The following is a 26401-nucleotide window of genomic DNA, read 5'->3' on the forward strand; positions in this document are numbered from 1 at the left end:
TCACAGAGCCGTGCTCTCCCCCGGCGCCAGGCGCCGGTGCTCCGCGCCGCCGAGGGCCCCGATCTGGTTGTCGTAGATGGGGCGGGCGAGGTCGGTGAGGAGCGCGTCGTGGATGTCGTAGGCGCGCTGCGGCTTCACCTCGCGGACGTAGTCGATGACTTCGGAGATCTTGCTCCAGGGAGCCATGACGGGGAGCATCAGCGTCTCCACGGCGGTGCCGGGGACGGTGAGCGCGTCGCCGGGGTGGAAGACGCGGCCGCCGTCGATCAGATAGCCGACGTTGGTGATGCGCGGCAGGTCGGGGTGGATGACGGCGTGCAGTTCGCCGTGGACCTGGACGTCGAATCCCGCGGCGGTGAAGGCGTCGCCGTGGCCGACGGTGTGGACGCGGCCCGGGTAGGCGGCGGAGAGCCGCTCCGCGACCGAGCGCAGCGTCCACAGTTCGGTGCCCGGGTCGGCGTCCAGCGCGGCCCGCAGCCGCCCCTCGTCGAAGTGGTCGGGGTGTTCGTGCGTGACCAGGATGGCGTCGGCGCCCTCGGCCGCGTCGGGCTCGCTGAACCCGCCCGGGTCCAGGACGAGCGTGCGCCCCTCCTTCTCCAGACGGACGCAGGCGTGCGACTTCTTCGTGAGCTTCGTGGTCGTCATGTCCTCCATCCTGCCTTCCGGGGCGCGGGGAACGACGCTCACTCGGTGGGCGTGGTCTCCTCCTGGATGACCTGCTGGGCCACCCGGAAGGCGCTGCTCGCCGCCGGTACGCCGCAGTACACGGCGGCCTGGAGCAGAACTTCCTTGATCTCGTCGGGGGTGAGGCCGTTGCGCAGGGCGGCGCGGGTGTGGAAGGCGAGCTCCTCCAGGTGGCCGCCGGCGACGAGCGCGGTGAGGGTGACGCAGGAGCGGGAGCGCCGGTCGAGGCCGGGCCGGTCCCAGATCTCGCCCCAGGCGTAGCGGGTGACGAAGTCCTGGAAGTCGCCGGAGAAGTCGTCGGCCTGCGACAGCGCCCGGTCGACGTGGGCGTCGCCGAGCACTTCCCTGCGCACCTTCAGTCCCGCGTCGTAGGGGTCGGGGCGGCCCATGACCTGCGGCGGCTCGACGAGGCCGGCGGGCGCGATCTCGGCGACGGGGGCGGTCGCCGGCGGGGGCGTGGCGACGGCCGGCTTGAGGGAGACGCCGGGGACGGCGGTCTGTCCGGTGCTGTGGTCGTGGGCGGGCTGCCAGGCGGTGGAGAAGTGCCGCACCAGCAGGTCGGTGACGGCCGCCGGCTGCTCCACCGGCACCAGGTGGGAGGCGCCGGGTACGACGGCGAGGCGGGCGTCCGGGATGCCGGCGACCAGGGTGCGCGCCTCGGCGGGGCCGGTGACCTGGTCGTCGGAGCCGACGAGGACCAGCGTCGGCACGCCGACGAGCCCGAGTTCGGCGCGCACGTCGAACGCGGCGAGCGCCTCGCAGGCGCCGATGTAGCAGCCGGGGTCGGTGGTGCGCACCATCTGCACCGCCCAGTCGGTGATGGCGGGCTGCGCGGCGGCGAAGCCGCTGGTGAACCAGCGGTCGGGTGAGCTGCGGGCGATGGGGTCGAGGCCGTTGGTCCGCACGATCACGCCGCGCTGCCGGAACTCGTCCGCCGTGCCGAACCGCGGGGAGGCGGCGATCAGGGCGAGCGAGGCGACGCGTTCGGGGTGGCGCAGCGCCAGCTCGACGCCGACCGCGCCGCCGAGCGCGCAGCCGGCGTAGCCGAAGCGCTGCACGCCGAGCGCGTCGAGCGTGGCGAGCAGCCGCGCGGCGAGGTCGGCGATGGAGCCCGCGGGGTGGGCGGGGGCGCCGCCGTGTCCGGGCAGGTCGTAACGGAAGATCCGCCACTGCCGCGCCAGCTCGGGGACCTGCCGGTCCCACATGTGCCATGTGGTACCCAGTGAGGGACCCAGGATCAGGACGGGAGCCTCTTCTGGCCCGTCAAAGCGGTATTGCAGGGTGTTCGGTGGTGTCTCGCTCACCCGTCTGAGCCTCTCATCTGTCACGAGATGTCACATCGCCGGGGTGGACCCAGCGGGCCTTGCCCCGCTCCGGTCCTGCCAACGAGAACCCAGGTATACATTCTCCGGCATGCATTTGTGGCCGTGTCGGCAGTGGGCCCTCCGGGCGCGTGCCCTCCTTCAGTCGCTAACGAGCAACGCTTTCCTCTTTGATCACGGCCTCGGCGGTTCAGGAAGCAGCATCGAGTGCTCTTGCCTCTCTGCCGCACCCCCGTGCAGGCCATCCCAAGTGGTGGCGGCTCCGCGAAGATCTTCTACATCCGGCTTGACGTACCACCGCTTGGTCGTCTTTACGTTCGTATGTCCGGCCCATCGCGCGAGGATGTGGTCCGGGACGCCGTTGTTGACCAGGAAGGTGAAGCACGACGAGCGTGCGTCGTAGAACCTGACGCGACGGAGCCCGAGAAGCTCCATAAGCCGGTACGCGCGTCGGCGAAGTTGCTTGATCGTGAAGGCGTCGCCCGCCTCATGCGCCAGCACGTAGCCCGACACCGTGTACGCCTCCCCCAGAGCGAGCCTCTCCTCGGCTTGGAGAGCCCGGAATGCCTTGAGGGCTCCCAGCACCAGCGCCGGCAGCGGCAGATCCCGCTCACCCGCAAGAGACTTGGTGTCCTTCTCCACCACGTACCGGTTGCCCATCATCGTGCGCGTGTTGGCAATGACGATCGTGGCGTTCTCCAAGTCAACGTCTTCCCACCGGAGACCGCAGACTTCGGAGCAGTTTCGATTCGGGTGGGGCGGGGTCGTCGGATCGGGGACGACGGTCGCCGTTGACGAGCAGCAGTCGTCGGCCCTCGCACTCGCGCCGCGACGACGACCGCGGCGAGGTCACCGCTGTGAGCCTCCGCCCTCATCGGTGGGTCGGGAAGCTCGTCGCCCTGGCCGGCCGCAGCCGCGATGCCCAGACGCCGCGCGAACGCGGCCTCACTGCGCGCCAGTGCATGACGCAGCCCGTCCCGTAGGTCCGCGTAGCCCGCGGACGCAGTTGTCGTGTCGGCCTCGTTCAGGACTGGCTGCTTCCGAATTACCACGCCCGGATCAACGACCAGTTGCGGATCGTCGCAGTGCACCACATGAGCGATACCGCGCCTCTGCGACGCGGCCCGCCCGATGGTGCCGGGCCAGGTTCACAGACCATCGCGTCGCCCGGGGGCGGTGTTCATCAGCCACGCCAGCGTCCGGCTGACGTCCGACAACGAGACGATTCCGACGAGCCTGCCGTGATCCACGACCAGGGCCCGGTGCTCGGCGCCCGGCTCCATGCGCGGCAGCAGATCGGCCAGCGGACTGTCCGGCTCCACCACGGTGGTCTGCGACAGCGGCACCATCACCTCCCTCACCGTCACGGCGTGGGCCTCGGCCTGCGGCACCTTTCTGGCGCTGTCGAGGGTCACCAGCCCGACCGGGGCCCCGTCGTCGGTCACCGGGAACGCCGAATGCCGGTAGCGGTAGCGCGCATCGGTGATGAAGCCCGCGACCGTGGTGTCCGCGGGAACCGTGAGAGGTTCGGGCGTCATGGCGTCGCGCACCGGGACACCGGCGAGCACGCCGCGCAGCTGGGCCTGCCGTCCCTCGGCGGTGGCCGCCGTGATGAGGAACCATCCGATCAGCGCCAGCCACAGACCGCCGAACGCGCCGGTCCTCATGAACGCGATCAGCCCGAGCGCCACGAGCAGCCACCCGAAAATCCGCCCCGCCGCGGTCGCGCCGGCTGTCGCCCGCAGCCGGTCTCCCGTGCGCCACCACAGGAACGCGCGCAGCAGCCTGCCGCCGTCGAGCGGAGCGGCGGGGACGGCGTTGAAGATCGCGAGCAGGACGTTGATGCCTGCCAGCCACGCCACCATCTCCACCACGATCCCGGACGCGGACACCAGGTCGAGCAGCCAGGCGCAGAGTGTGAACAGCCCACCCAGGAGGAGGCTGACGAGAGGGCCGACGCCGGCGATCCTCAGCTCCGCGCCGGGGCTGGACGCCTCGGACTTGAGCCGGGCCGCTCCGCCCAACAGCCACAGGACGATGTCGTCCACCTCGACCCCGTTGCGCCGGGCCACCACGGCGTGCGCCAGCTCATGTGCGAGGAGGGAGGCGAAGAAGACCACGGCGGCGCAAAGGCCGGCCGCCCAGTACACAGCCCAGGCACGCCCTGGATACGTCTCCGGAAGGCGGCCCTGCGACAGGCCGAGCGCGATGATGCCGAAGATGAACAGGACGCTCCAGTGCACGCCGACCCGGACCCCGGCGATCCGTCCCAGAACGAACTTCGCCCGCACAGCTCTCCCCCTTGCTCGAACCGTCACCTGGCAGACAGCCGTCCCGCTGCGACACCGCCCGCCTCGTGCCGTCGAACGACGGGACGGCCCCAGGGTCACGGGCCAGCGTCCGCCCCTCACCGGCCACATGCCCGTCTTCCGCGACGGTGACGACGCGCTCACGCAACGGCGCGGGCAGGCGGTTCACCAGCACATTGCGCGCTCAGACCTCCCCGCCCAGCACGATCGCCTCGGCACCGCAGCGGCGGACCAACTCGGCCAGCTCACCGGCGATCTCGGTGGCGCCACGCGGCCACTCCGCCGCAGGACCGCTCCAGCGGTGACACCTTTCAGGGGCGACCGCGCTGCTCGGCCACCTCCCCGCCTGGAGGTCCACCTCCAGTTCCTCCGGCTCGCCCACCTCCCGGTGCGCAACGCGGTGCACGGTAACGGCCGCGTAAGGGATGTCCGGCGCGTGCTGGACCGCGAGCGGCATCACGTCGGGCAACGCGCTGAACCGGGCCGCGTCGTGTGCCGGCGGGTCGGACACCTCCTCCACCAGGGCCCGATGGCCTTGGCACGCGATCACCGACTCCGGGTCGGGGATGTCACGGAAGGTGTCCAGGTAGGCGCAGGCATACGGGCCCGGTCGTGCGTCCACAGGGTCGAGAAGGGGCAGCTCCACTATCGCTCCTCATCACGGTGGCCCGTTCACACCATCCAGAACCGCTCCTCCTCCACCTCCACCGGCCACCGTTTGCAGGTGGCCCAACCAGCCTCAGCCCTTCCAGTAGACCTCCCGGCCACCAACTCTGCGCGCTACACGGTGCACCGCCCATTCACAAGGCGCAGGGCATGCGGATCGCATACGCGGGGGAAGATCTGCGGCCTGCGCCGACGGCATGATGCGGCAATCGTCGAGTGCGCCGCGCGTGCCGCGGCGTCCGGCATTCGACGTTGTACTGGTGGTAGGAGCGGTGCCGAACGAGGGGAGCAGCCGTGTCGCCGTCGGCCGTTTCCCGTCTCGCGAAGCCGGAGGCGGTCTTCGAACCGCGACACCGAGTGGGACGCGCTCGTCGCGTTCGCCCGTGACGCACGGCCCGGAGCCGGACTCGGGTGGTGTCGGGACGGCTGCGGCAGGGCGAGACGCACCGCCTGGAGGCACTCACCGCCGCCCTGGGCGGCTTCTGTTTCGGGGCGCCGCAGGCGGCCCGGGCCGAGTCCCTGCGCCGTCTCGGCGACGAACCCGCCCAGTACCCGGGCACGTCGTCACCGAGTCACTGGCCTGGCATGGCATGGCTGGGAGGGCGCCGTCGACGCGCTGCTCGTGCTGGGCGACCGGTAGCCGGTGCCGGAGGTCCTCGACGAGTTCCCCGACCGCGTACGGCAGAGTCCCGCGCTGCCCTCCGTCATCCACAGCGCCTACGAACGAGCTGCCTGAATCCGGCGTCCGTCGAGTGGGCACCGTGGATCGAACGGAGGGAGGCTGGTAGCAGGCGATTACGTACCCCTGACAGCGGTTTTCGATCCCCGAGCAGGCCGCAAACAGGCGGGGTGACCAGCGGATGGGAGTAGGCCCATGAAGGTCGGAGTACTGACCGGCGGCGGTGACTGTCCCGGCCTCAACGCCGTGATCCGCAGTGTCGTCCGCAAGGGTGTCCAGGAATACGCCTTCGACTTCGTCGGCGTACGGGACGGCTGGCTCGGTTTGCTCCAGGGTGATGTCATGCCGCTGGACATCTCCAGCGTGCGGGGGATTCTCCCTCGCGGCGGAACCATCCTCGGCTCCTCCCGCACCAACCCGTTCAAGCACGAGGACGGGCTGCGACGCGTGCAGGACACCCTTGCCACGCACGACGTGGACGCGCTCGTCGTGATCGGCGGCGAGGACACGCTCGGTGTGGCCACTGAGCTGAGCCGGCAGGGGATCCACCTGGTCGGCGTACCGAAGACCATCGACAACGACGTCTCCGGCACCGACTACACCTTCGGCTTCAACACAGCCGTCGGTATCGCGACCGAGGCCATCGACCGTCTGCACACCACTGCCGAATCACACATGCGCGCCCTGGTGGTGGAGGTGATGGGGCGGCACTCCGGGTGGATCGCCCTGCACGCCGGCATCGCGGGCGGCGCCAACGTGATCCTCATCCCGGAGCGCCCGTTCGACATCGATCAGGTCTGTGAGCAGGTGAAGAGCCGATTCAAGATCAACTACGCGCCGATCGTCGCCGTGGCCGAAGGAGCCGTCCCCAAAGAGGGACAGATGATTCTCAAGGATCGGTCGCTGGACGAGTTCGGCCATGTGCGGCTGTCCGGCATCGGCGAATGGCTGGCCCGGGAGATCTCGGACCGTACCGACAAGGATGCACGCACCACGGTGCTGGGTCACATCCAGCGCGGCGGCACCCCGAGCGCCTTCGACCGGTGGCTGGCCACGCGCTTCGGGCTGCACGCCATCGACGCGGTCAAAGACGGTGACTTCGGCGTCATGGTCGCCCTGCAGGGCACCCGGATCGTCCGCCTCCCCCTGGCCGATGCCACAGCGAAGACCAAATTGGTCGATCCGTCGTTGTACGACGAGTTCGAGGTGTTCTTCGGCTGACCGGCCCCGGCGCTCACCCGATCGCTGCCGACCTGCCGATCCGCCACCAGTCCTCTGGTCCGGCCGCTATCCGGCGTACGGTACGACCGCCACCGGGCAGCGGGCATGGTGCAGTACGGCGTGCATGACCGGGCCCAGTCGGCCTTCGGCCGCCTGCGGGTCGGTGCGGCGGCCCACGACAAGCAGGGCCGCATCCCTGGATGCGTTCAAGAGCGCTTCCGCGGGGTGGAGCAGCACGACATCGGTACGGACCGTCACACGGGGGTACTTCTCCTGCCAAACGCGCAGCGCGTCTGAGAGCTGCAAGACCTCCTGGTCCTCCCACGTGGCGCGGTCCTCCCCGGTCACCACCAGCGTCCGCGGAGAGACGGCCTCGGCAGGAAAGGCCCATGCCTGGACCACCCGCAGGAGTGCCCCGCGTGCCGCAGCGGCCGAGAACGCGAAGTCCGCCACCTCACCGACCGGGCGATGCGCGTCGAACCCCACCACGACCCGGGCAGCGCCGCGCGCCGCATGCACCCCTTCACTGAAGGCGCCGGGCCGCTGGGGGACCAACACGACAGGACATGGGGCTGCTGCCGCCATCCGCAGGGCCACTGAGCCGACCGCGAGACCGTCGAAACCGCCTGTTCCCCGTGTGCCGACGACGAGGAGCCCGGCAGCGCGGGCCGCGACGAGGAGAGCCGCGGCGGGGGCGTCATCGGTCTGCTCGCCCCGCACCTCGACATCCGGGTAGCGGTCGCCGAGGTCTGCTGCCACGCGCTCGAGCATCTGCGCACCCATGTGATGCAGCCTGTCCAGGGCCGGACCCGGCACGGTGGCGGGGCCAGGAAGCCGCGGGAAGGCATGGAACAGGCGCAGGGGAACGCCGCGCAGCGCGGCCTCCCTCGCCGCCCAGTCGGCTGCCGCCGAACTGCGTTCGGACCCGTCGATGCCCGCCAGCACAGGGTGACTCATCGTGTCCTCCTTCGCCCGGCCTGCACCTCCGCGGGCGTCACACGGCTCGTGTCTCCTCCACTCCACTGTTCCACGGCAGGATCACTCAGGCGCCCGGACCCGATGCGGGTTCCAGGCAGGTCCTGGCTGCGCGCATCGCAGCCACATCCGTTCAGGGTCCGCAGGACGGCTCACGCGTGTAGTCCCGGTCGGCGGAAGCCCGCTGGCCGTCGGTGGCGCCGACGAACACGATGGACCTGTTGGGCCCACGCTCACGTCAGCCACTCACCGCTCGCCGCCGACGAGCCGGACAAACACCGACACCCGGAGACTGCCGCCATGGAAATGCCCGTCGTGACCGAGTGCGCAGTCGAGGACTGTGCCTACAACCGGGAGCATGGGCACCACTACCGGGCAAGACCGCTGGTGCTCCCGACGGGGAGGGGACAATGGCACGGGGCATGAATGATCACGGCTGTGCCCGCGTCGCTGCTGAAGCCGTCAAGACGTCGGACAGGCGCGTACGAACGGACGTACATGGGTCCGGCGGTTACGGGAAACCCGGGCCTCGCCCCTCGGCATTCCGAACGACCGGAGAGGCGAGCCTATGACCGACATCCAAGCCTTGCTGGGCGACGAGGCCAAGTACCTGCTGGCTCATGCCGCCCAAGGAATTCCCAAGGAAGACCTGGTACTGCCGGGCCATGACTTTGTCGACCGGACCGTGGCCGCAACAGACCGCTCGCCCCGGGTGCTGCGCAACCTGCAGTCCCTCTTCGACCACGGCCGTCTGGCCGACACAGGGTATGTGTCGATCCTGCCGGTCGATCAGGGCATCGAGCACTCCGCGGCATCCGCGTTCGCCGCGAACCCCCGCTACCTCGACCCACGGAACATCGTCGAACTCGCCATCGAGGGCGGCTGCAACGCGGTCGCGAGCACACTCGGCGTGCTGGGGGCCGTGTCGCGGCGCTACGCGCACAAGATCCCGTTCATCGTGAAGCTCAATCACAACGAGCTGCTGACCTACCCGAACCATTACGACCAGATCATGTTCGGCAACGTCGAGCAGTGCTTCGAACTCGGTGCGGCCGGTGTCGGCGCCACGGTCTACTTCGGTTCGGAGCAGTCGGACCGCCAGTTGCAGGAAGCCAGCGAAGTCTTCGCGCGGGCCCATGAACTGGGCATGTTCACCGTGCTGTGGTGCTACCTGCGCAACCCGGCGTTCAAGAAGGACGGCGTGGACTACTCGGTGTCGGCCGACCTCACCGGCCAGGCCAACCACCTCGGCGTGACCATCCAGGCCGACATCGTCAAGCAGAAGCAGCCGGAGAACAACGGCGGCTACACCGCACTGGACTTCGGCAGAACCGACAAGCTCCTGTACGAGAGGCTCACCACCGATCACCCGATCGACCTCACCCGCTGGCAGGTTGCCAACTGCTACATGGGCCGGGTCGGGCTCATCAACAGCGGCGGTGCATCGGCCGGCAAAGGGGACCTCGCGCAGGCCGTACGAACGGCAGTGATCAACAAGCGGGCCGGCGGCACCGGGCTCATCACCGGCCGCAAAGCCTTCCAGCGGCCCACCGACGAGGGCATCGAACTCCTCCACGCCGTCCAGGACGTCTACCTCGACGACAGCATCACTGTGGCCTGACCAGGTCCACCCACCACCATGCTCCGCGTCGTCTACCGAACTGTCTGTGGCCTTCAGGGTGCCGACGGCGGAAGACCAAGCCATCAGGGCGAACGTCGATACGTGAACCGTGGCCCGTGGAGTGGCCCTGTGGCAGGAGCGTGTCGTCGGGGTGAGCCTGGGAGGTACGGCCCACGGGAGGCGTGATGAGCGGTCTGGTTGTGGTGGGAGTGGACGGTTCGGCGTCGAGTCTGCCGCGGTGGAGGCGGCGGCTCAGGAGGCTCGGTGGCGCGGGGCAGGGTCGCGGTTGGTGCATGCGTTCCTCTGGCCCGCGATGCATGTGCCGCCGGGTCCGCTCGAGGACGGTGTGCGCAAGATGGTGGAACCCCTGGTCTCCGAGGCGGAGGAGCGGGCGAGTCCGCCCCGCCGTGCCCCCGCCGGGAGAGACCCGGACCGATTTCGACATCGCCCGGGCCCTCGCCCAGGCAATGAAAGCCGACCTTGGCTGCGCGGCCCCCGCCGACGCCCTCGCCGAGTGCGGACGGCTCGCGCCCGTCTTCGCCGGGCTCTCCCATGACCGACTGGACCGCGAGGGCGCCGTGCCATGGCCCTGCCCGGACCCCGACCGCCCCGGAGAAGCCAAGCTGTACGAGGAACGCTTCGCCACGCCGGACGGCCGGGCCCGCCTCGCCGCGGCCCCCTACCTCCCGCCCGGCGAGCAGCCCGACGACGACTACCCGCTGGTCCTGGTCACCGGACGGCGCTGGGCGCACTACAACTCCGGGAGCATGACCCGGCGCGGCGGCAACCTATCCCTCGATCCAGTCGACTTCCTCGACCTCCACCCGGACGACGCCGCCCGGTACGAGGTGCGGGGCGGCGAGCAGGTCACGGTGGAGAGCCGACACGGCCGAGCCCGGCTCATCGCCCGCGTCAGCGAACAGACAGCTCCCGGCCAGGTCTTCTGCTCCTTCCACTTCCCCGCGAGCGGCGTCAACCGCCTCACCTCCGCCCACGCGGACACCGTCACGTCCTGCCCCGAGTACAAGGTCACGGCCGTCCGCGTGGCCCTGCCGTGACGGCGATGGTCTGAGGCACTCGGCGATGGGTACCGGAACTCCCGTGCTGAAGCCCGGAGACGGGGGCGCCGGGCCGGCGGTTCCGGTCGGGACGCGCGGCCCCACGGTGCAGACGCTGGCGGCGGGCGAGGTCTTCGCCGCGCTGGATGCTTCGCCGCGAGGACTGGCGTCGGCGGACGCGGCGGCGCGGCGGGACCGGTTCGGTCCCAACGAACTGCCCCCCGCAGGGCGACGAGGGCTGTGGCGAGACCTGGCCGGCCAGTTCACCGACCTCTTCGCCGTCGTGCTGCTCGTCGCATCGGCGATCACGTTCCTGGCCTACGGGCTTCAGAAGCCACAGGACGTGGGAACCCTGCAACTGGCCGTGGCGATCCTCGGTGTGGTGGTGCTGAACGCGGCCATCGGCTTCGCACAGGAGTACTCCGCCGAGCGAACGGCGGAGTCGCTCCAGGCCATGGTTCCGCACACCTGCCGGGTGCTCCGCGACGGCGAGCGGCGGGAGTTGCCCGCGCGTGAGCTGGTGCCCGGGGACGTCGTCGTCCTGGAGGCCGGGGACGCGGTGCCGGCGGACTGCCGCCTCGTGGAGGCACACGAGGTCTCCGTCAACAACGCGGCGCTGACCGGGGAGAGCGACGCCGTCGGGCGTACGGGCGACCCGGTGGCGGCCGGGCCGGTGCTCCAGGCCCGCAACTGCGTGTTCATGGGCACCGATGTCGTGGCGGGCGTCGCGAAGTCGGTGGTGTTCGCCACCGGCGCGGCGACCGAATTCGGAGGGATCTTCCGGCTCGCTGCCGCGGCGCCGCGGCAGAAGACTCCGCTGCAGCGTCAGGTGGCCTCGATGGCCCGCAGGGTGGCGGGAATGGCGCTGGCCATCGGAGCCGCTCTGTTCGCGGTGCGCGCGCCCACCGGGCAGCCGTTCGTCGAGACCTTCGTGTTCGCACTCGGGGTCATGGTCGCGCTCGTCCCCGAGGGCCTCCCCGCGACCCTGTCGGTGTCGCTGGCGATCGGCGTGCGACGCATGGCCCGTCGGCACGCCCTGGTCAAACAGCTGCTCGCCGTGGAAACGCTGGGGTCCACCACCGTCGTGTGCACGGACAAGACCGGGACACTCACCCAGGCCGAGATGACCGTCGTGCAGGTGTGGGCCGGCGGTGTGCCGCACGCCGTCTCCGGGGTGGGGTACGCACCTGAGGGCGACGTGGCCGACCCGCAGCCGGTGCGCGGGCTGCTGCGGGCAGCGGCACTGTGCTGCAATGCCCGGCTGGTCCCTCCGTCGGATCGCCAGGGCTGGCGGGTGCTCGGCGACACCACTGAGGGCGCGCTGCTCGTGGCTGCGGCGAAGGCCGGACTCGACCTTGCCGCTGAGGAAGCGGCGACGCCGCGCGTGGCGGAGTACCCCTTCGACTCGCTCCGCAAGCTGATGAGCACCGTGCACCGTGACACCGCCGACGGCTACCACGCGTACATCAAAGGCGCACCGCAGGAGCTGATGGCGCGCTGTACCAGCATCGACTGGAGGGGAGAGCGGCGGCCTCTGACCGATGAGCTACGTTCCGCTGTCACCACCGCGAACGACGAGCTGGCCTCTCAGGGGCTGCGCGTGCTGGCGTCGGCATGGCGGCCCATATCAGGCTCCCGCCCTGGTCAGGACGAGGTCGAGTCGGAGCTGACGCTCCTGGGGCTCGCGGGCATGCTCGACCCGCCACGGCCCGAGGTCAGCGACGCGGTCACCGCCTGCCGACGGGCCGGTATCCGTGTCGTCATGCTCACCGGGGACCATCCGCTGACCGCTGAGGCCGTCGCCCGCCGGGTCGGCATCGTCTCCCGGCCCGCGCCCACCGTGGTGACCGGCGTCCGGCTCGACGCCCTGGACGACAAGGGCCTGGACACGCTGCTGGCCACGCCGGGCGAGCTGCTGCTGTGCAGGGTCAGCCCCGAGCACAAGATGCGGGTGGTCACCGCGCTGCAGCGACGCGGCGAGGTCGTCGCGGTCACCGGCGACGGTGCCAACGACGCACCGGCCCTCAAACACGCCGACATCGGCGTCGCGATGGGCGCCTCCGGCACCGATGTCGCCCGGGAGGCCGCGGTGATGGTGCTGCTGGACGACTCGTTCGCCTCCATCGCCGCGGCGGTGAGGCTTGGTCGATCGGTCTATCAGAACATCCGCAAGTTCCTGGTCTACCTCTTCAGCCACAACATCGCCGAACTCGTCCCGATCCTGGCCGCGACCTTCGCCGGGTTCCCCCTGATTCCCATCAGCGCCGTGCAGATCCTCGCCATCGACCTCGGCTCCGACGTCCTGCCCGCTCTCGCGCTCGGCGCCGAGCCGCCGGAACCCGACATCATGGACCGCCCTCCGCGCTCCCGACGCGAACGGCTCTTCTCGTCCGCCGTGATGGGACGCATCCTCTTCCTGGGCGGCATCCAGGCCCTGGGCGTGACCGCCGTGTTCTTCTGGCACATCCATGCCTCCGGAATCCCGTACCGGGACTTCACCGAGGACGACACCGCCTACCGGGAGGCGATCACCATGGTCCAGGCCGGGATTGTGGTCAGCCAGTTCTTCAACGCGCTCGCAGTTCGCACCGACCGGCAGAGCGTGTTCCGGATCGGGCTGCTGTCCAACCCGTGGCTGCTGGCCGCCGGCTGCTTCGGCATCACCCTGATGGCGGCGATCAGCTACCTGCCTCCACTCCAGGCGCTCTTCAACACCGCTCCGCTGGCCGCCACCGACTGGGCGGTCCTCGCCGCCTTCGGCGCCTTGCTCCTGGCCGCGGAAGAAGCCCGCAAGTGGTGGCTGCGCCGCAGGCCGACGAGTCCGAAAGGAAACGCACGATGAGAGTGATCATTGCGGGCTGCGGCCGGGTGGGGTCCACGCTCGCGATCCAGCTCGTCGCCGAAGGCCACGACGTACGGCTCATCGATCGCTCGGCCAGGACCCGCAGGCGGCTCCCGGCCGGTTTCCCGGGCCACTTCCACGAGGGCAACGGATACAGCCGCGCGGTGCTCGAGGCCGCCGGGATCGAGCACGCGGACGCGTTCGTCGCCGTCACCTCGGGCGACAACAGCAACATCGTCAGCGCGCGGACGGCCAAGGAGACCTACCGGGTGCCGATCGTCCTTGCCGGCATCTACGATCCCCGCCGCGCCGACATCTACCGCGAGCTCGGCATCCCCACCATCGCCAGCGTCCGCTGGACGGTGCATCAGATCCACCAGATGCTGCTGCACCGCCACCTCACAGCAGAACTCACGTTCGGCAACGGCGAGACCCTGCTGGTCCGCTCGCAGCTGCCTGACTACCTCACCGGGCGGCGCCTGACCGAGTTCGACGTCGACGGTGAGATCCGCGTCGTGGAGATCACCCGCGCGGGCCACTCACTCGTACCCGCGCACAGCACCCCGGCCGAGCCCGGCGACCTGGTGACCTTCGCCGTCGCGGCCACCGCGCTCGGCAGACTGCGCGGCTTCCTGGACAAGGAGCTGGGGACATGAGGGCTCTCATCGCCCGCGCCGGACGCCTGGGCACCCAGATCGCCCAGGTCCTGGCCGCCGCCCGCAACGACGTCACCCTCCTCGACATCGACGAGGACCACATCGCCGAGCTCGAAGGCCGCATCCCCGTACGCCTCCTGGCCGGGGACGCCTGCGAACCTGCCTTCCTGGAGCACGCCGGCGCACTCACCGCCGACCTGGTCATCGCCGCCACCGGCAACGACGAGGACAACCTCGTCATCAGCCTCCTCGCCAAACGGCAGTTCACCGTTCCCCGCGTCGCGGCACGCGTCAATGACGCGGAGAACACCTGGCTTTTCAACCAGAACTGGGGAGTGGACACCGCGGTCCCCGTCGCCACCCCCCTGATCTCCCTCATCGAGGAAGCCACCGGCGCCACCGACACCGTCGCCCTGCTGCGCCTGAGCAAAGCGGGCGTGGACGTCATCGAAACCGCCATCACTCCGCAGTCCCGCACCGCGGGGCGCACGCTCGCCGAGATCCCCCTTCCCGCAGGCTCCGTCATCGCCACCGTCATCCGCGACGGCCAACCCACCGTCCCCGCCCCCGAGATGCGACTCCAGCCCGGCGACGAACTCCTCGTCGTCTCCCACGCCGCCACCGAACAGGAGATTCACACCGCCTTCCAGTGACGGCCGTCGCCTCGGCCGAGGGCATGCCCACGTGGTCAGCGGGACGCGCAGACCACCTCGACGAAATGGCCCACCTTCTCCTCCGGCAGACGGCGTGCGAGGTCCGCCTCGCTGATCATGCCGACCAGCCGATGGTTGTCGATGACCGGGAGCCGCCGGATCTTGTGCTCCTCCATGGCCCCCAGGACCCGGTCCGTGTCTGCCTCGGCGTCAATCGTGATCGGCTTGCCCTGCTCGAGCATGCCTGCAGTCATGGTCTTCGGGTCCTTGCCCTTGGCTAGGCACTTCACCACGATGTCGCGGTCGGTGATGATCCCGTGGAGCCGGTCGTCCTCCCCGCAGATCGGGAGGGCTCCGACGTCCAGCTCATTCATCCGGCGTGCCGCGTCCTCCAGCGTCTCGTTCTCCTGGATGCAGGTGGCACCGGTGTGCATGATCTCCCGTGCTGTGGTCATGGCCGTCTCCTTCGAGCCTCGCGGTCTGCGTCGCAGTCGCCAGGACGCCCCTTGGAGCCGGGCCCGCCCCGACTGCTACCCCCTACGACCAGTCTGGTTTGCCCGCAATCGATCCGCATTCGGGGAAAGCGGCCGCCCGTCGGCCCACGCCGCCGTCCCGGCACACCGGCTAATTTGAACAAGCTGGGCACAGAGGACCGGGCTCGGGTGATCGATGCGAACGAGCTCGTCGGAATCACTCGCCGCCGGACATCAGTCGCACCCTGACATGGACGATCCGGCTGGCCGCTCCACCAGGGTTCGGTCCGACGGGGCGCCGCCAAGTCCTCGGCCCTCACTTTCCGGCCCCTCTGGTGCTCTCCCCCAGGGTTTGGGCTGCCCAGCGGCGCCTCACGGCGTCTTCGTGCTCGCTCTGCTCCAAGGCGAGTTCGACGCGGGCGAGCGCTGTCTCAAGGCAGGAGATCCAGTGGATGTCGCACCGACCTGGCCTCTTCCACCCAGGCCACGGCATTGGCTGTGCGGGGGCGTCCCCCTGCGACAGGTGGGACACTGGCCGGGTAGGTGACCGGCCGTGTTCTTCGGGAGGTTGCCGTGAGCGACTTCGACCATGAGGCTGCGGGGAAGGAAGCCCGTCGCGTCGCGCCGCGCCGCTCCTGGACACCGGAGGAAGAGCACCGCCAGGACGCGCTGCAGCGCTATCTCGGTGCCCTTGCCTCCGTCGCGGCGGCAGAGGTACGGGCAGGTCTACCAGCAGCAGGCGAGGCAGACACGGCACCGACTCGCCCCCGCCAGGACCGCGAACAGGCAACGGAAGCGCCACTCGTGCGCGACGTCATGCGCGTGCCGGCTGTCTCGGTCCCCGGCGACATGCCGTTCCTGGACGTCGCCCGCACGCTCTCCCGTGAGCACCTGAGCGCCGTTCCCGTCGTCGACGCCGAGGACCATGTGGTCGGAGTGGTGTCCGAGTCCGACCTCCTCGCCAAGGCCGCCGTCATGGCCGCCCCTCACCGGCCCGGTCCGATCGGCAGGCTCCGGGAGCACCGCCTCCACGAGAAGAGCCGGGGCGAGACCGCGACCACCCTCATGACCCACCCGGCGGTCACCGTCCACCCGGGGGATCTGGTCGCCGACGCGGCTTGGACGGCCGCTCGCTCACGCCTCAAGCGGCTTCCCGTCACGGACCACCACGGTCGGCTGGTGGGTGCGGTCAGCCGCATCGACCTGCTCCAGTCGCTCATCCGCAACGACGCCGAGATCCGCGAGGAGATCAAGTCCCGGATCCTCCGGCGCGAATTCCTCCTCGACGTCGACTCCATCGAGGTGACGGTGGAGAACGGCGTCGTAACCGTAGCCGGGAGGCTGGACAAGACACTCGTCCCAAAGCTGCTCGAGGCAATCCGGGAGACCGACGACGTGGTCGACGTGGTCGACGACCTCAGCCCGAGTTGACCGGGGCTCAGCACAACCGCTCCGCCCAGGCAGAGCGGGAACATCAGCCCCCCGGGCCGCTGGGTTCCACCGAGGCGACGTGCCGTTGTCGCTCCGGCCACAGGCGCGTCTGGACACGCATTACCACATGGCCGAGGCCGGACAACGCGCAGGCGATCGCAAGGTCGGCGAGCGACAGCGGTTCCGTACCCAGCAGTTGCCGCAGCGCGGGCAGATAGACACCGGCCGCCTGCAGGCTCAGGGCCACGCCTACGGCGACCAGCAGGAACGGGTTGGCCAGACTCCCCGGGCGGGCGCGGGAACCGAGTGCCACGCCGAGCTGGGTCGCGCCGAGAACCAGGAAGATCATGGACTGCCAGGGTCGGCCCGTCTCCCGGGCCCACACCCCGGCCACCAGGGTCACCGTGGCGACGAAAGCGCCCATGAACAGGATCCGCGGCCACAGACCGGTGCCCAGCACGCTCTCCTCGGGAGGCCGGGGCGGGTGGCGCATCGCGTCCGGAGCGACAGGCTCCGCACCGAGCGCGACACCGGGCAGGCCGTGCGTGAGCAGGTTGATCCACAGGATCTGCGCGGGGAGCAGCGGCAGCGGCATCCCCAGGAAGGGGCCGAGGAGCATGACCAGGATCTCGGCAGTGCCCCCGGCGAGTGCGTAGAGCAGAAAACGGCGCACATTCGCGTAGACCCGGCGCCCCTCCTCCACAGCCGACACGATCGTGGCCGGGTTGTCGTCGGCCAGCACGAGATCGGCCGCCTGGCGTGCCACCTCGGTGCCGCGCCGCCCCATGGCGACACCGATGTCGGCCCGGCGCAGCGCCGGGCCGTCGTTGACGCCGTCCCCGGTCATCGCCACCACGTGCCCCGCACCGCGCCACGCCTGGACGATGTCCAGCTTCTGTTCGGGCGTGGTGCGGGCGTAGACGCGTACGCCGGTCAGCTCGCCCGCCGTGCCGTCCCGGATCCGCTCGCCGGTGGTGACCTCCTCGTCCCCGGAGGCGATGCCCAGGCGCTCGGCCACGGCCCGTGCGGTCAACGGGTGGTCGCCGGTGATGAGTACGAGAACGATGCCGGCCTCTTTGCAGGCGGCGATGGTCGTCCCCGACGCGCTGCGGGGCGGGTCGAGGATGCCGACGAGCCCGAGCAGCGACAGGCCCGACTCCCACGTCCCGGGCGGTTCCGCTGGTGCGTCATGGTCGGCCGAGGCGACAGCGAGCACTCGGTAACCGCCGCGTGCCAGCACCTCCGCCTGAGCCGCCGCTCGGGCGACCAGGTCCGGGCCGTCGGCCAGAATGTACGGCTTGAGCAGCGATTCCGGCGCTCCCTTGCAGGCGACCCGCACTCCGCCCTCCGGTCGGCGGTGCACGGTTGTCATGCGTTTGCGGCCGCTGTCGAACGGGATCTCCTCCATCCGTGGCAGTTCGCGGTCCAGCGTCGTCCGGTCCAGCCCCAGGCGGGCCCCGGCCGCGAGCAGGGCGGCCTCCGTGGGATCGCCCAGCGCGTGCCACTCCGTGGAGCGGTCCGACGGGGTTTCCAGCGCCGCGTCGTTGCACAGCATCGCGGCACGCAGCAACGCCGCCAGATCGGGCGCATCGCCTGCGGTGACTGGCTCACCGTCGCGGACGACCTGGCCCTCGGGTTCGTAGCCCGTACCCAGGACGGCGGCCTCTCCGCGCGGCGTCCACAGCCGTTCGGCGGCCATCCGGCCTTCGGTCAGGGTGCCGGTCTTGTCGGTGGCGATCACGGTCACGGAGCCCAGGGTCTCCACTGCGGGCAGCCGGCGGACGATGGCGTGCCGGTCCGCCATCCGTCGTGCTCCCAGTGCGAGAGCGAGCGTCACCACGGCGGGCAGGGACTCCGGTACGGCCGCGACGGCAAGGCTGATAGCCGCCACGATCATCGGCTCCACAGGCTGCCCGCGTACCAGCCCGAGTGCGAGGACCAGGGCACACAGCACCACGATGACGGCCGCCAGAACCCGGCCGAACCTCGCCAGCCGACGCTGCAACGGCGTCAGGCCGGGCGCCGCACCCATCAGGGACGCGATCCGCCCGAGCGCGCTGTCCGCCCCGGTGCCGGTGACCACAATGCGGCCCCGCCCCCGGACGATGACCGTCCCGGCCGACACCGTGCCACGCGACGCGTCAGGGTCAAGAGCCTTCTCCACCGGAACCGACTCGCCCGTCAGCGAGGACTCGTCCGCCAGCAGCAACGCGGCGGCCAGTACGTCTCCGTCCGCGGACACGATGTCGCCTTCGGTCACCAGGACCAGATCACCGGGCACCACATCGACAGCCGGGATGGAGCGTTCCTCTCCGTCCCGCACCACCCTGGCCGCAGGCGCACTCATGGCGGACAGGGCCAGGACCGCCTGCTCTGCCCTCACCTCCTGCACCACGCCGACCACGGTGTTCACCGTGATCACGAGCAGGATCACGGCGGCATCGGAGAGATCACCGGTGGCGATCGTCAGAGCGGCGGCCACCAGCAGCACCAGGATCAGCGGATCGCGCAACTGCTGCAGAACCCGCCGCCACACCGGGGCTCGCGGCTCCGGTGGGACCTCGTTGGGCCCGTAGCGTGTCAGCCGATGCGCGGCCTCGGCGGACGACAGCGCGGTCTCGGAACATGTCGTGCCCTGGACTTCGCCGGTGTCCGCGTCAGGCCCCCGGCTGTTCCGCTGCTCGCTCACGCGCCCAGCGGAGCTTGTCCGCTGTCTGCCATCAACCACTCCCGTCGTACGCAGAACCACCGACCCGGAAGACCGGTCTGCTCTTGTCAGAGTGCCACCGCGAAGGCCGACCATCGATGACTGGCGGACCGACGCGCTCACCGGAGCGGACGGAGGGGTGTCGCACAGCTACGGGCACCGGCAAGCTGCTCACTGCGTGAGGCTGCGCCCGTGGTCGGCGGCGTACGCGGCGAAGACTTCCGTCGGCGTTCCGCCGGTGTGCAGAAAACGCTGATCAAGGATGGTGGCAAGGTCGTCGAGCGCGCCGGCGAGCACGTCGCCCGTCAGACGCACATCCGGCCGCCGGGCAGCCTGCCCGCGCTGGGCGAGGTCAGAGGCATAGCCGACCGTGGCCGCCAGGGACGCGCGGTCCTCCCCGTCATGGAAGTAGTACGCCTCGGCGTACTGGGTGAAGTCGCTACGGACCCGCACCACCTCGGTGGCGAGGCTGTCCAGCATCAGAGCCCCTACAGCGCAGTCGAGCTGCCCGGTCGTCGGGTCCGACTGGCGGAGGAGAGCCAGCCGGATCGCCAGGACCCTTCTGCGCGTCAGGGCCGGGTAGATTTCGAGGACCCAGGAGACGGTGGCGGTCAGAAGGGCGAAACCGACGAGGGCTTCCAGCGGCGCAGCGATGCGGAGCCAGCCTTCGGCCGGCACGACGTCCCCCAGTCCGAGGGTGGCGACCGTGACGAGAGACAGGTAGAGGGCGTCGAGCAGGTCCAGCTGCTGCGATGGCTGCGAGCCGCCGGTGAAGGCGAACGCCTCCGGCATGTGGGGCCAGTACACGATGGCCCAGCCCAAGATGATCGTGGCAGCCCACATGCCGACCACCGTCACCATGGCGAGCGGCCCGACGAGCCCGGCCACGCGCCTGCGCGCCCGTAGATGATGGGACAGTCTCCACAGTGCAGTCATGACGAGTCGGCTCAGGCCGCCGTGGCGGGTGGGGTGCCAGAGGGTGTGGAACAGGTCTCGCAGGGCGGCCATGACCAGCCCGGCTCCTACCAGTGAGACCAACCAGTCCATGCATGTCTCCCACGGCCTGTTCCGTGGAGCGGCCTGCGCGGCGCCAGGAGCGAAGGCCACCGCCCTGCCGCCCGAGTCGGCCCTGCTCTCGGAGCCTAGGCCGAAGACCGATACCGCAGAACACCGACTCGCCGCGCTCCCGGGACTGGGTGAAGACGGTCATGGGCGACCTCCCGGCACCCACTCACACAAGACCTCCACGTCCGGCTCGTGTGGCGCGCCGGACGGCTCACCCCTCCGGCAGCAGGAGCGTGCAGGTCTCTCCCGGTGCGACGGTGACGGCCCGGTCGGGCAGGACCACACGGATCGGGGACTCCTCCGAGTCGGGCACACCGATCCCCAGCTGTCCGCTGCTCAGCCGGACGCTGACGCCCCAGTGGCCGCGGTAGCGCAGTGAGAACCCGTACTCCGACAGCGCGGGAAGCGGCACGGGGTCCAGCCGGAGAGCGTCCTCGCGGGTCTCCAGCCCGGTCAGGCCGCGCTGCACCAGATCCAGCGTCCCGGCCATGGCTCCGAGGTGGATGCCTTCACCGGTCGTGCCGCCCTGGAGGTCGGCGACGTCCTGTTCCAGGGCTTCCTGGCAGTACGTCCACGCCTCGGCCTGTCTGACCCGTGCGAGGACCCAGGCGTGGACCAGGCCGCTGAGGGTGGAACCGTGGCTGGTGCGCTTGAGGTAGTAGTCGACGGTCCTGCGCCAGAGCTCGTCGTCCACGTCGTAGCCGAGGCGGCGGAACAGGTCCCGCAGCTCGGCGGGCGAGAAGAGGTATCCGAGCATCAGCACGTCGGCTTGCTTGGAGGCTTGGTAGCGGTTGACGGCGTCGCCCTCGGCCTCGAGGATCCTGTCCAGCCGCCGGATGCTGTCGTAGCGTGCGCGGTAGGCGTCCCAGTCCAGCTCGGCGAGGTCGCCGTAGCCGTCGAACTGGCTGATGACGCCCTGGTGGAACGGAACCCGCAACCGCCGGGAGATCTCCTCCCATTCCGAAAGTTCGCCGCTGTCCAGCTGGATGCGCTCGAACAGTTCCTCTCGGCGCCATGCGGGCAGGCGCCGTACGAGGTCGAGGGCGCGGCCGAGGACCCAGGCGGCGGTGACGTTGGTGTACGCGTTGTCGTCCAGGCCCGGCCGCGCGGCGTCCGGGTAGCTGTCGTGGTATTCGTCGGGGCCGACCACGCCGCGGATGCGGTAGCGGCCGTGTTCGGGGGCGAACTCGGCGCTGTCCGCCCAGAAGCGGGCGATCTGCAGGAGCATCTCCGCGCCCTTGGTGTGAAGGTACTCGGTGTCGCCGGTCGCCTCGCAGTACTGCCACACGTTGTAGGCGACGGCCGAGCCCACGTGGTGCTGGAGACGGGAGTTGTCCGGCAGCCAGCGGCCCGAACGGGGGTTGAGATGCAGCTGCTGGGTCTCCTCACGCCCGTCACTGCCGGACTGCCACGGATACATGGCCCCGGCCCGGCCAGCCGCGCCGGCCGCCCGGCACGCCTGCGGCAGGCGGCGGTGACGGTAGTTCAGCAGCGCCCGCGAGACCTCCGGGAAGTGCAGGTTCAGATACGGCAGTACGAAGAGCTCGTCCCAGAAGACGTGGCCCCGGTACGCCTCGCCGTGCAGGCCCCGGGCCGGCACCCCCACGTCCAGCTCCGCGGTGTGTGGCGACAGTGTCTGCAGCAGGTGGAACAGGTGCAGGCGCAGGACACGGCCCGCTTCCCCGGGCACCTGGATGTCCGCGCGGCGCCACAGCCGCTGCCACGCCGCCACGTGGGAGTGCAGGAGCGCCGGGAAGTCCCCAGCTGTGGTCACCCGGTCGAGCGCCGCGCCGAGCGGGTCACCGATCGCCAGGTCATGTGCGGTGTGCAGGGCCACGGTCTTCTCCACCACGGCGGACCGGCCCGGATCGATCGGTAGCACCAACCGGTGGACGGCACGGTGGCGAGACGGCCGAAGCTCGGACAATGTGGGCACTTGCCCAACGACGACCGTACGCGCCGCCATGCTGATACCGATGTCGGAGCTGCTCGTCCGGCAACGCAGCCACGTCGTATCGGTCCCCGCCTCCCCCGTCCGTACCTGGCCCAGGTGGTTCCGGTTGAGGGACCGGTAACGGTAGACGTTGTTGTTGGTCACGTCGCCGTCGAGGACGGACTCGACCTCGACCTCGCCCGCCCACTCCTCGGACGTGAACACGGTCCGTAGCGCGGCCAGATGAGGATCTGCCATGTCCAGCAGGCGACTCTGCTCCACGCCCAGCATGCCTGCCTCGTCGTCCCGGTACCGGAACGTGCGCGTCAGTGTGGCACGGCGCAGATCCAGGGTGTGCTGGTAGTCGAACAGTTGCCGCGCGTCGGGAGAGAACCACGGGCCCACCGATCCGTCGGCGGAACGGAGACGGAACCGCAGGAGCAGCCAGTTGGGGAGATTCACCAGGTCCTCGTTGACCACCCGTCGCCCCGACACCGTTGACTCCAGGCGGTTGTAGACCCCGGACGCGTAGGTGGCCGGGTAGTGCACCAGGCCCGCCCTGCTCTCTGGCACCGCGCCGCGCGTGGCGAAGTAGCCGTTGCCGAGCGTGCACAGCGATTCGCGCAACCGCTCGGCAGCGGGGTGGTATCCCTCGTACTCCCAGGTCCACTCCGACATCAATCGCCCTCGCCTTCTCCCCTCACTAGATGTGCAGGAGCGTGCGACGCGCGCCGGAATTCAGATCCGTTGCGGGACGACGGCCACCGGGCACTCGGCGTGATGCAAGAGGGCGTGGGCGACCCTGCCGAGCTGCAGACCGACGTGACCGTACCGCCTCACCGCACCCACGACCACCAGGTCGGCGTCGGCCGACACGTCCAGGAGGACCTTGTGGGCGGGGCCTTCAAACGCTTGGCGCAGCACATCCACCTCTGGGTTGTTGCGCACGGCGTCACGCAACGCGTCGGTGAGGAGGGCGGAGGCCCGTTCCTCGTGAGCAACGGCGGAATCGTCCTCGATCAGGGGGCTGTCCACGTGTCTATGGGCGGGTCGGCGCCAGGCCCGTACCGCATGCAGAGCGCAGCCGCGCGCCTCGGCCTCGCGGAAGGCGAACCGCAGGGCGGCCGAGCCCTCGGTGGAGTCACCGACGCCGACCACCACCCGGCCGAAGGAGCCCTGCCGGTTCCGCTCCCCGCCACGGACCACGATGACCGGGCACACGGCGCGGGCTGCCACAGTGAGGCTGACCGACCCCAGCAGCAACCCGGCGACCTCGCCGCGGCCGCGAGAGCCCGTGACCAGGGCAGAGGATTCATGTGCCGCGTGCAGCAGCACAGACACGGCGTCGTCAGGCAGCACCTCGCTCGACACCTTCACCTCTGGATTGCGCAACAGGGCGCGTTCCGCGCAGGACGCGACGATGTGCTCGGCCATGACCTCCTCGGCCGGACGGTCGGTGCTGAAGGACGGGCGGCTTCCCTCGTACCGCTCCCACAGGGAGGCGTACACGAGCCGCAAGGGCAGCCCGAGGCGCGCCGCCTCGTCCACCGCCCAGTCCACGGCCTGCAGGCTGGAATCCGATCCGTCGACACCCACGACCAGCGGGAGCTCCATGGTCCACACCGCCTTCCTGCCCGGCCACCGCGAGAACCCCTGTGAATACCGTCGCACCGCCCCGGATCCATCGCGACACGTGGACGGGCTCTCGGAGGGAGGGCTCGGCCCGGGTTGCACCGTGCCGATTTGCGACGATCGTGGAGTCATGCGCCGGGAACACAGCCCTGGGTGCCACTCGGCATCGCCGCCACGGTCTTCGCACTGGCCTGGGTCCGTCGTCCTGTCGACCGGACGCGAGTCGGGACTCCCGCCGACGAGACCAGGCACCGCGTAGTGAGACGGCTGTGACGGGATACGAGCCCACCTCCGCTTCGAGATTCGAGGTCATGGAGAAGGGAAGGCCATTGTGGTTGCGAGGACCGGCGTCTTCGGCGCCCTGACCAAGGAGCATCGCGAGCAGCTCATGTCACTCGCTCGCGAGGTGTCCTTCGAGATCGACGAGCGCATCTTCAGCGAGGGCGCCACGGCCGACCGCTTCTGGATCATCCACACGGGCACCGTCGCTCTCGACGTGCACGTGCCCGGTCGCCGCGCAGCGGTCGTGGAAACCCTCAGGGCGGGGGATCTGCTGGGCTGGTCGTGGTTCGTCCCTCCCCACCACTGGCACCTGGGGGCCCAGGCCAGCAGCCCGGTGCGCGCCTACGAGTTCGACGCGGTTGCGGTCCGTGAGCTGTGCGGGAAATATCCGGAGCTGCAGCACGAACTGTGTACCTATGTCTCCGGAGTGATCGCGGGCCGGCTCAGGTCCGCCCGGGTGCGACTGCTCGACCTGTACGCGCCCCACGGCGCAGGCGAAGTGCCCTGACAAGGCGAGACGAGGAGGCCCGAAGTGACTGAGACCCCGCACATCGTGAGCGACGTGATGACGCATACGGTCGTGGCCGTCGGACGCCACGCACCCTTCAAGGAGATCGTGCAGACCATGGAGCAGTGGAAGGTCAGTGCCATGCCGGTGCTGGAGGGAGAAGGGCGCGTCATCGGCGTCGTCTCCGAGGCCGATCTGCTGCCCAAGGAGGAGTTCCGCGACAGCGACCCGAGCCTCTTCGAGCAACGCCGGCGCCTGTCCGATGTCGCCAAGGCGGGGGCCGTGACAGCCGGGGAGCTCATGAGCACCCCCGCGATCACGGTCCACCCCGACGCCACCTTGGCCCAAGCGGCCAGGATCATGGCCGTCAGGCACGTCAAGCGACTGCCCGTGGTCGACGACCTGGACATGCTCCAGGGCATCGTCAGCCGTGCCGATCTCCTGAAGGTCTTCCTGCGGTCGGACGAGGACATCGAGGAGGAGGTCCGACGCACCGTGGTGTCCTACCTCTTCCCGGCCTTCAGCCACGCCATCCACGTGAACGTCCACGAAGGCGTCGTCACCCTGCGCGGACACATCCGCGACACCTCGCTCATCTCCGTCGCCGTGCGCCTCGTACGCGCCATTGAGGGCGTCGTGGACGTCGATCCCCAGCTCACCAGCGAGTCCACCACTCCGGCCGGCCCTGGGGGCGGGCAGTAAGGTCGAACCCGGCACGCACGCGGAAGATGAGGAACCGACCAGTGCCCCTCCCTCACCGCTCGGCCGGAGTAATACGGCGCCCGGTGATGCGCGTTGGCTGGATCGACACCCACATCTCGCGTCCACCCCCTGACCATGGCTCGGTGTGGGCACGATCTACCAGCTTCCGCACCTCGTCAGGTTCGGTGACCACCTGCGCGGGTCCGACGACGAGCACGCTCCAGCCCTCGCTCATGGCCTCATCCACATGGTCGACCTCGAAGGCGACCTCCGATCCCACGGCCGCCGCCGGGACCGAGTCCGGCGCGGTCCGGAACGCGATCGCATCGTCGACAACCTCGTAGTTCACCGGCACCACCGCCGGGCCGCGCGGCGTCGACACCGCGACGCGCCCCACCCCGTGTGTGGAAAGCCGGGCACGGCATTCGTCGGGGCCGAGGTCCAGCAGATGAGGATGAAGGAGCGCCTGGCCCTGACCAGGTGGCAGATCGACGCCGCCGCCGCGCAGAGCGACGATAGTGGTGCCCAGCGCGTCGGCCAGGCTGATGAGACTGGCCGTGGTCGGGTTGGCCGGCCGTTCTTCGACATACGCCAGATATGCCGGTGCCATTCCCGCGCGGCGGGCCGTCTCCTCCCGGGTCAGTCCTTGGCGTGTGCGCTCGGTGGCGACGCGGCGCCCGATGTCACCGGGATTGGCCGGCCTGCCCAGCGGGGTTCCGCGGGCCTCGGCACTTCTCTGCCCGCCTGGCTGTTCCGTGCGTGGCCGGGAAGGCTCGTGTGCACTCCCGGGACCGTGCTCGATGTGATGGATGTGTGCGTCGGGCCCGGGAAAGACGAGGGTCACCTCATCCGTGTCCGACCAGCGCACATCGTAGGGAGGCGTTCCGTCCTCGTGGTGGAGTCCGACAATCTCGCCGTCGCGCCTGGTGACGCCGGTGGCAGGGCTCACGACCACGAGTTGATCGCCGAGTTGAGCTCGCAT

General features: G+C 70.1%; 20 protein-coding genes and 2 pseudogenes. 10 read left to right on the plus strand and 12 right to left on the minus strand.

The window, feature by feature from the left end; translation table 11 throughout:
* The 5 genes and pseudogenes from ACIOC0_RS20085 to ACIOC0_RS20105 all read right to left on the minus strand — a co-directional run bounded on the left by ACIOC0_RS20085 (position 1) and on the right by ACIOC0_RS20105 (position 4961).
* Positions 1-645, minus strand: a complete 645-nt coding sequence (locus ACIOC0_RS20085; RefSeq protein WP_351092578.1) for an MBL fold metallo-hydrolase — start codon at positions 643-645, stop codon at positions 1-3.
* Positions 646-683: 38 nt separating this feature from the next.
* The gene (pcaC, locus tag ACIOC0_RS20090) at positions 684-1988 is read right to left on the minus strand and encodes a 4-carboxymuconolactone decarboxylase (protein WP_402156435.1); all 1305 of its coding nucleotides are present in this window, start codon (positions 1986-1988) and stop codon (positions 684-686) included.
* A gap of 192 nt (positions 1989-2180) precedes the next feature.
* A pseudogene (locus ACIOC0_RS20095) lies at positions 2181-2732 on the minus strand (site-specific integrase); the annotation flags it as partial.
* Between the two features lie 422 nt (positions 2733-3154).
* A complete protein-coding gene (locus ACIOC0_RS20100; RefSeq protein WP_402156436.1) occupies positions 3155-4297 on the minus strand; it encodes a site-2 protease family protein in 1143 nt (380 codons plus the stop codon).
* 202 nt (positions 4298-4499) lie between these two features.
* Positions 4500-4961 (minus strand): hypothetical protein, encoded by a 462-nt coding sequence (locus ACIOC0_RS20105; RefSeq protein WP_402156437.1) that lies wholly within the window; start codon positions 4959-4961, stop codon positions 4500-4502.
* An 894-nt stretch (positions 4962-5855) separates the two neighbouring features.
* On the opposite strand from ACIOC0_RS20105, the gene ACIOC0_RS20110 reads away from it, so the two are divergent.
* Positions 5856-6881 (plus strand): 6-phosphofructokinase, encoded by a 1026-nt coding sequence (locus ACIOC0_RS20110; RefSeq protein WP_402156438.1) that lies wholly within the window; start codon positions 5856-5858, stop codon positions 6879-6881.
* A gap of 66 nt (positions 6882-6947) precedes the next feature.
* On the opposite strand, the gene ACIOC0_RS20115 is transcribed toward ACIOC0_RS20110, so the two are convergent.
* Complete coding sequence (locus ACIOC0_RS20115) at positions 6948-7826, minus strand: universal stress protein (RefSeq protein ID WP_402156439.1); 879 nt, start codon at positions 7824-7826, stop codon at positions 6948-6950.
* A gap of 598 nt (positions 7827-8424) precedes the next feature.
* Between ACIOC0_RS20115 and ACIOC0_RS20120 the strand changes: the two genes are divergently transcribed.
* The 6 genes and pseudogenes from ACIOC0_RS20120 (at position 8425) to ACIOC0_RS20145 (ending at position 14686) form a co-directional block, all read left to right on the plus strand.
* On the plus strand, positions 8425-9477 hold the full coding sequence (locus ACIOC0_RS20120) for a class I fructose-bisphosphate aldolase (RefSeq protein WP_402156440.1): 1053 nt from the start codon (positions 8425-8427) through the stop codon (positions 9475-9477).
* A 185-nt stretch (positions 9478-9662) separates the two neighbouring features.
* A pseudogene (locus tag ACIOC0_RS20125) lies at positions 9663-9871 on the plus strand (universal stress protein); the annotation flags it as partial.
* 73 nt (positions 9872-9944) lie between these two features.
* Entirely contained in the window at positions 9945-10535 is a 591-nt protein-coding gene (locus ACIOC0_RS20130; RefSeq protein WP_402156441.1) for a molybdopterin oxidoreductase family protein, read from the plus strand.
* 43 nt (positions 10536-10578) lie between these two features.
* Positions 10579-13377 carry a cation-translocating P-type ATPase gene (locus ACIOC0_RS20135; RefSeq protein ID WP_402156442.1) on the plus strand — a complete coding sequence of 933 codons (2799 nt, stop codon included), beginning with the start codon at positions 10579-10581 and terminating at the stop codon, positions 13375-13377.
* The gene (locus ACIOC0_RS20140) at positions 13374-14033 is read left to right on the plus strand and encodes a potassium channel family protein (protein WP_402156443.1); all 660 of its coding nucleotides are present in this window, start codon (positions 13374-13376) and stop codon (positions 14031-14033) included. The genes ACIOC0_RS20135 and ACIOC0_RS20140 overlap by 4 nt, the downstream gene beginning before the upstream one ends.
* The gene (locus tag ACIOC0_RS20145; RefSeq protein ID WP_402156445.1) at positions 14030-14686 is read left to right on the plus strand and encodes a potassium channel family protein; all 657 of its coding nucleotides are present in this window, start codon (positions 14030-14032) and stop codon (positions 14684-14686) included. The genes ACIOC0_RS20140 and ACIOC0_RS20145 overlap by 4 nt, the downstream gene beginning before the upstream one ends.
* A gap of 35 nt (positions 14687-14721) precedes the next feature.
* On the opposite strand, the gene ACIOC0_RS20150 is transcribed toward ACIOC0_RS20145, so the two are convergent.
* Positions 14722-15141 (minus strand): CBS domain-containing protein, encoded by a 420-nt coding sequence (locus tag ACIOC0_RS20150; RefSeq protein ID WP_402156446.1) that lies wholly within the window; start codon positions 15139-15141, stop codon positions 14722-14724.
* An 822-nt stretch (positions 15142-15963) separates the two neighbouring features.
* Between ACIOC0_RS20150 and ACIOC0_RS20155 the strand changes: the two genes are divergently transcribed.
* Positions 15964-16590, plus strand: coding sequence for a CBS domain-containing protein (locus ACIOC0_RS20155; RefSeq protein ID WP_402156447.1), 627 nt, complete (start codon positions 15964-15966; stop codon positions 16588-16590).
* A gap of 43 nt (positions 16591-16633) precedes the next feature.
* Here the strand turns inward: ACIOC0_RS20155 and ACIOC0_RS20160 are convergent, their stop codons facing one another.
* The 4 genes from ACIOC0_RS20160 to ACIOC0_RS20175 all read right to left on the minus strand — a co-directional run bounded on the left by ACIOC0_RS20160 (position 16634) and on the right by ACIOC0_RS20175 (position 23909).
* On the minus strand, positions 16634-19279 hold the full coding sequence (locus ACIOC0_RS20160; protein WP_402156449.1) for a cation-translocating P-type ATPase: 2646 nt from the start codon (positions 19277-19279) through the stop codon (positions 16634-16636).
* A 189-nt stretch (positions 19280-19468) separates the two neighbouring features.
* Positions 19469-20344 (minus strand): potassium channel family protein, encoded by an 876-nt coding sequence (locus tag ACIOC0_RS20165; RefSeq protein ID WP_402156451.1) that lies wholly within the window; start codon positions 20342-20344, stop codon positions 19469-19471.
* A gap of 229 nt (positions 20345-20573) precedes the next feature.
* On the minus strand, positions 20574-22973 hold the full coding sequence (locus ACIOC0_RS20170; protein ID WP_402156453.1) for a glycoside hydrolase family 65 protein: 2400 nt from the start codon (positions 22971-22973) through the stop codon (positions 20574-20576).
* A gap of 60 nt (positions 22974-23033) precedes the next feature.
* Entirely contained in the window at positions 23034-23909 is an 876-nt protein-coding gene (locus ACIOC0_RS20175; RefSeq protein WP_402156454.1) for a universal stress protein, read from the minus strand.
* A gap of 406 nt (positions 23910-24315) precedes the next feature.
* Between ACIOC0_RS20175 and ACIOC0_RS20180 the strand changes: the two genes are divergently transcribed.
* The gene (locus ACIOC0_RS20180; RefSeq protein ID WP_402156590.1) at positions 24316-24717 is read left to right on the plus strand and encodes a Crp/Fnr family transcriptional regulator; all 402 of its coding nucleotides are present in this window, start codon (positions 24316-24318) and stop codon (positions 24715-24717) included.
* Positions 24718-24741: 24 nt separating this feature from the next.
* Positions 24742-25419: a CBS domain-containing protein gene (locus ACIOC0_RS20185; protein WP_402156455.1), complete on the plus strand. Its 678-nt coding sequence runs from the start codon at positions 24742-24744 to the stop codon at positions 25417-25419.
* A 52-nt stretch (positions 25420-25471) separates the two neighbouring features.
* Here ACIOC0_RS20185 and ACIOC0_RS20190 read toward each other — a convergent pair whose 3' ends face one another.
* Complete coding sequence (locus ACIOC0_RS20190; protein WP_402156457.1) at positions 25472-26401, minus strand: pyridoxamine 5'-phosphate oxidase family protein; 930 nt, start codon at positions 26399-26401, stop codon at positions 25472-25474.

It is taken from the genome of Streptomyces sp. NPDC088254, assembly GCF_044740925.1.
GTDB lineage: Bacteria > Actinomycetota > Actinomycetes > Streptomycetales > Streptomycetaceae > Streptomyces.

Bases quoted from the DNA above. Each gene is read 5' to 3' on its own strand.
- ACIOC0_RS20085 (WP_351092578.1), bottom strand. From the start codon at position 645: ATGACGACCACGAAGCTCACGAAGAAGTCGCACGCCTGCGTCCGTCTG.
- ACIOC0_RS20110 (WP_402156438.1), top strand. From the start codon at position 5,856: ATGAAGGTCGGAGTACTGACCGGCGGCGGTGACTGTCCCGGCCTCAAC.
- ACIOC0_RS20120 (WP_402156440.1), top strand. From the start codon at position 8,425: ATGACCGACATCCAAGCCTTGCTGGGCGACGAGGCCAAGTACCTGCTG.
- ACIOC0_RS20130 (WP_402156441.1), top strand. From the start codon at position 9,945: ATGAAAGCCGACCTTGGCTGCGCGGCCCCCGCCGACGCCCTCGCCGAG.
- ACIOC0_RS20140 (WP_402156443.1), top strand. From the start codon at position 13,374: ATGAGAGTGATCATTGCGGGCTGCGGCCGGGTGGGGTCCACGCTCGCG.
- ACIOC0_RS20145 (WP_402156445.1), top strand. From the start codon at position 14,030: ATGAGGGCTCTCATCGCCCGCGCCGGACGCCTGGGCACCCAGATCGCC.
- ACIOC0_RS20150 (WP_402156446.1), bottom strand. From the start codon at position 15,141: ATGACCACAGCACGGGAGATCATGCACACCGGTGCCACCTGCATCCAG.
- ACIOC0_RS20165 (WP_402156451.1), bottom strand. From the start codon at position 20,344: ATGGACTGGTTGGTCTCACTGGTAGGAGCCGGGCTGGTCATGGCCGCC.
- ACIOC0_RS20170 (WP_402156453.1), bottom strand. From the start codon at position 22,973: ATGTCGGAGTGGACCTGGGAGTACGAGGGATACCACCCCGCTGCCGAG.
- ACIOC0_RS20175 (WP_402156454.1), bottom strand. From the start codon at position 23,909: ATGGAGCTCCCGCTGGTCGTGGGTGTCGACGGATCGGATTCCAGCCTG.
- ACIOC0_RS20180 (WP_402156590.1), top strand. From the start codon at position 24,316: ATGTCACTCGCTCGCGAGGTGTCCTTCGAGATCGACGAGCGCATCTTC.
- ACIOC0_RS20190 (WP_402156457.1), bottom strand. From the start codon at position 26,401: ATGCGAGCTCAACTCGGCGATCAACTCGTGGTCGTGAGCCCTGCCACC.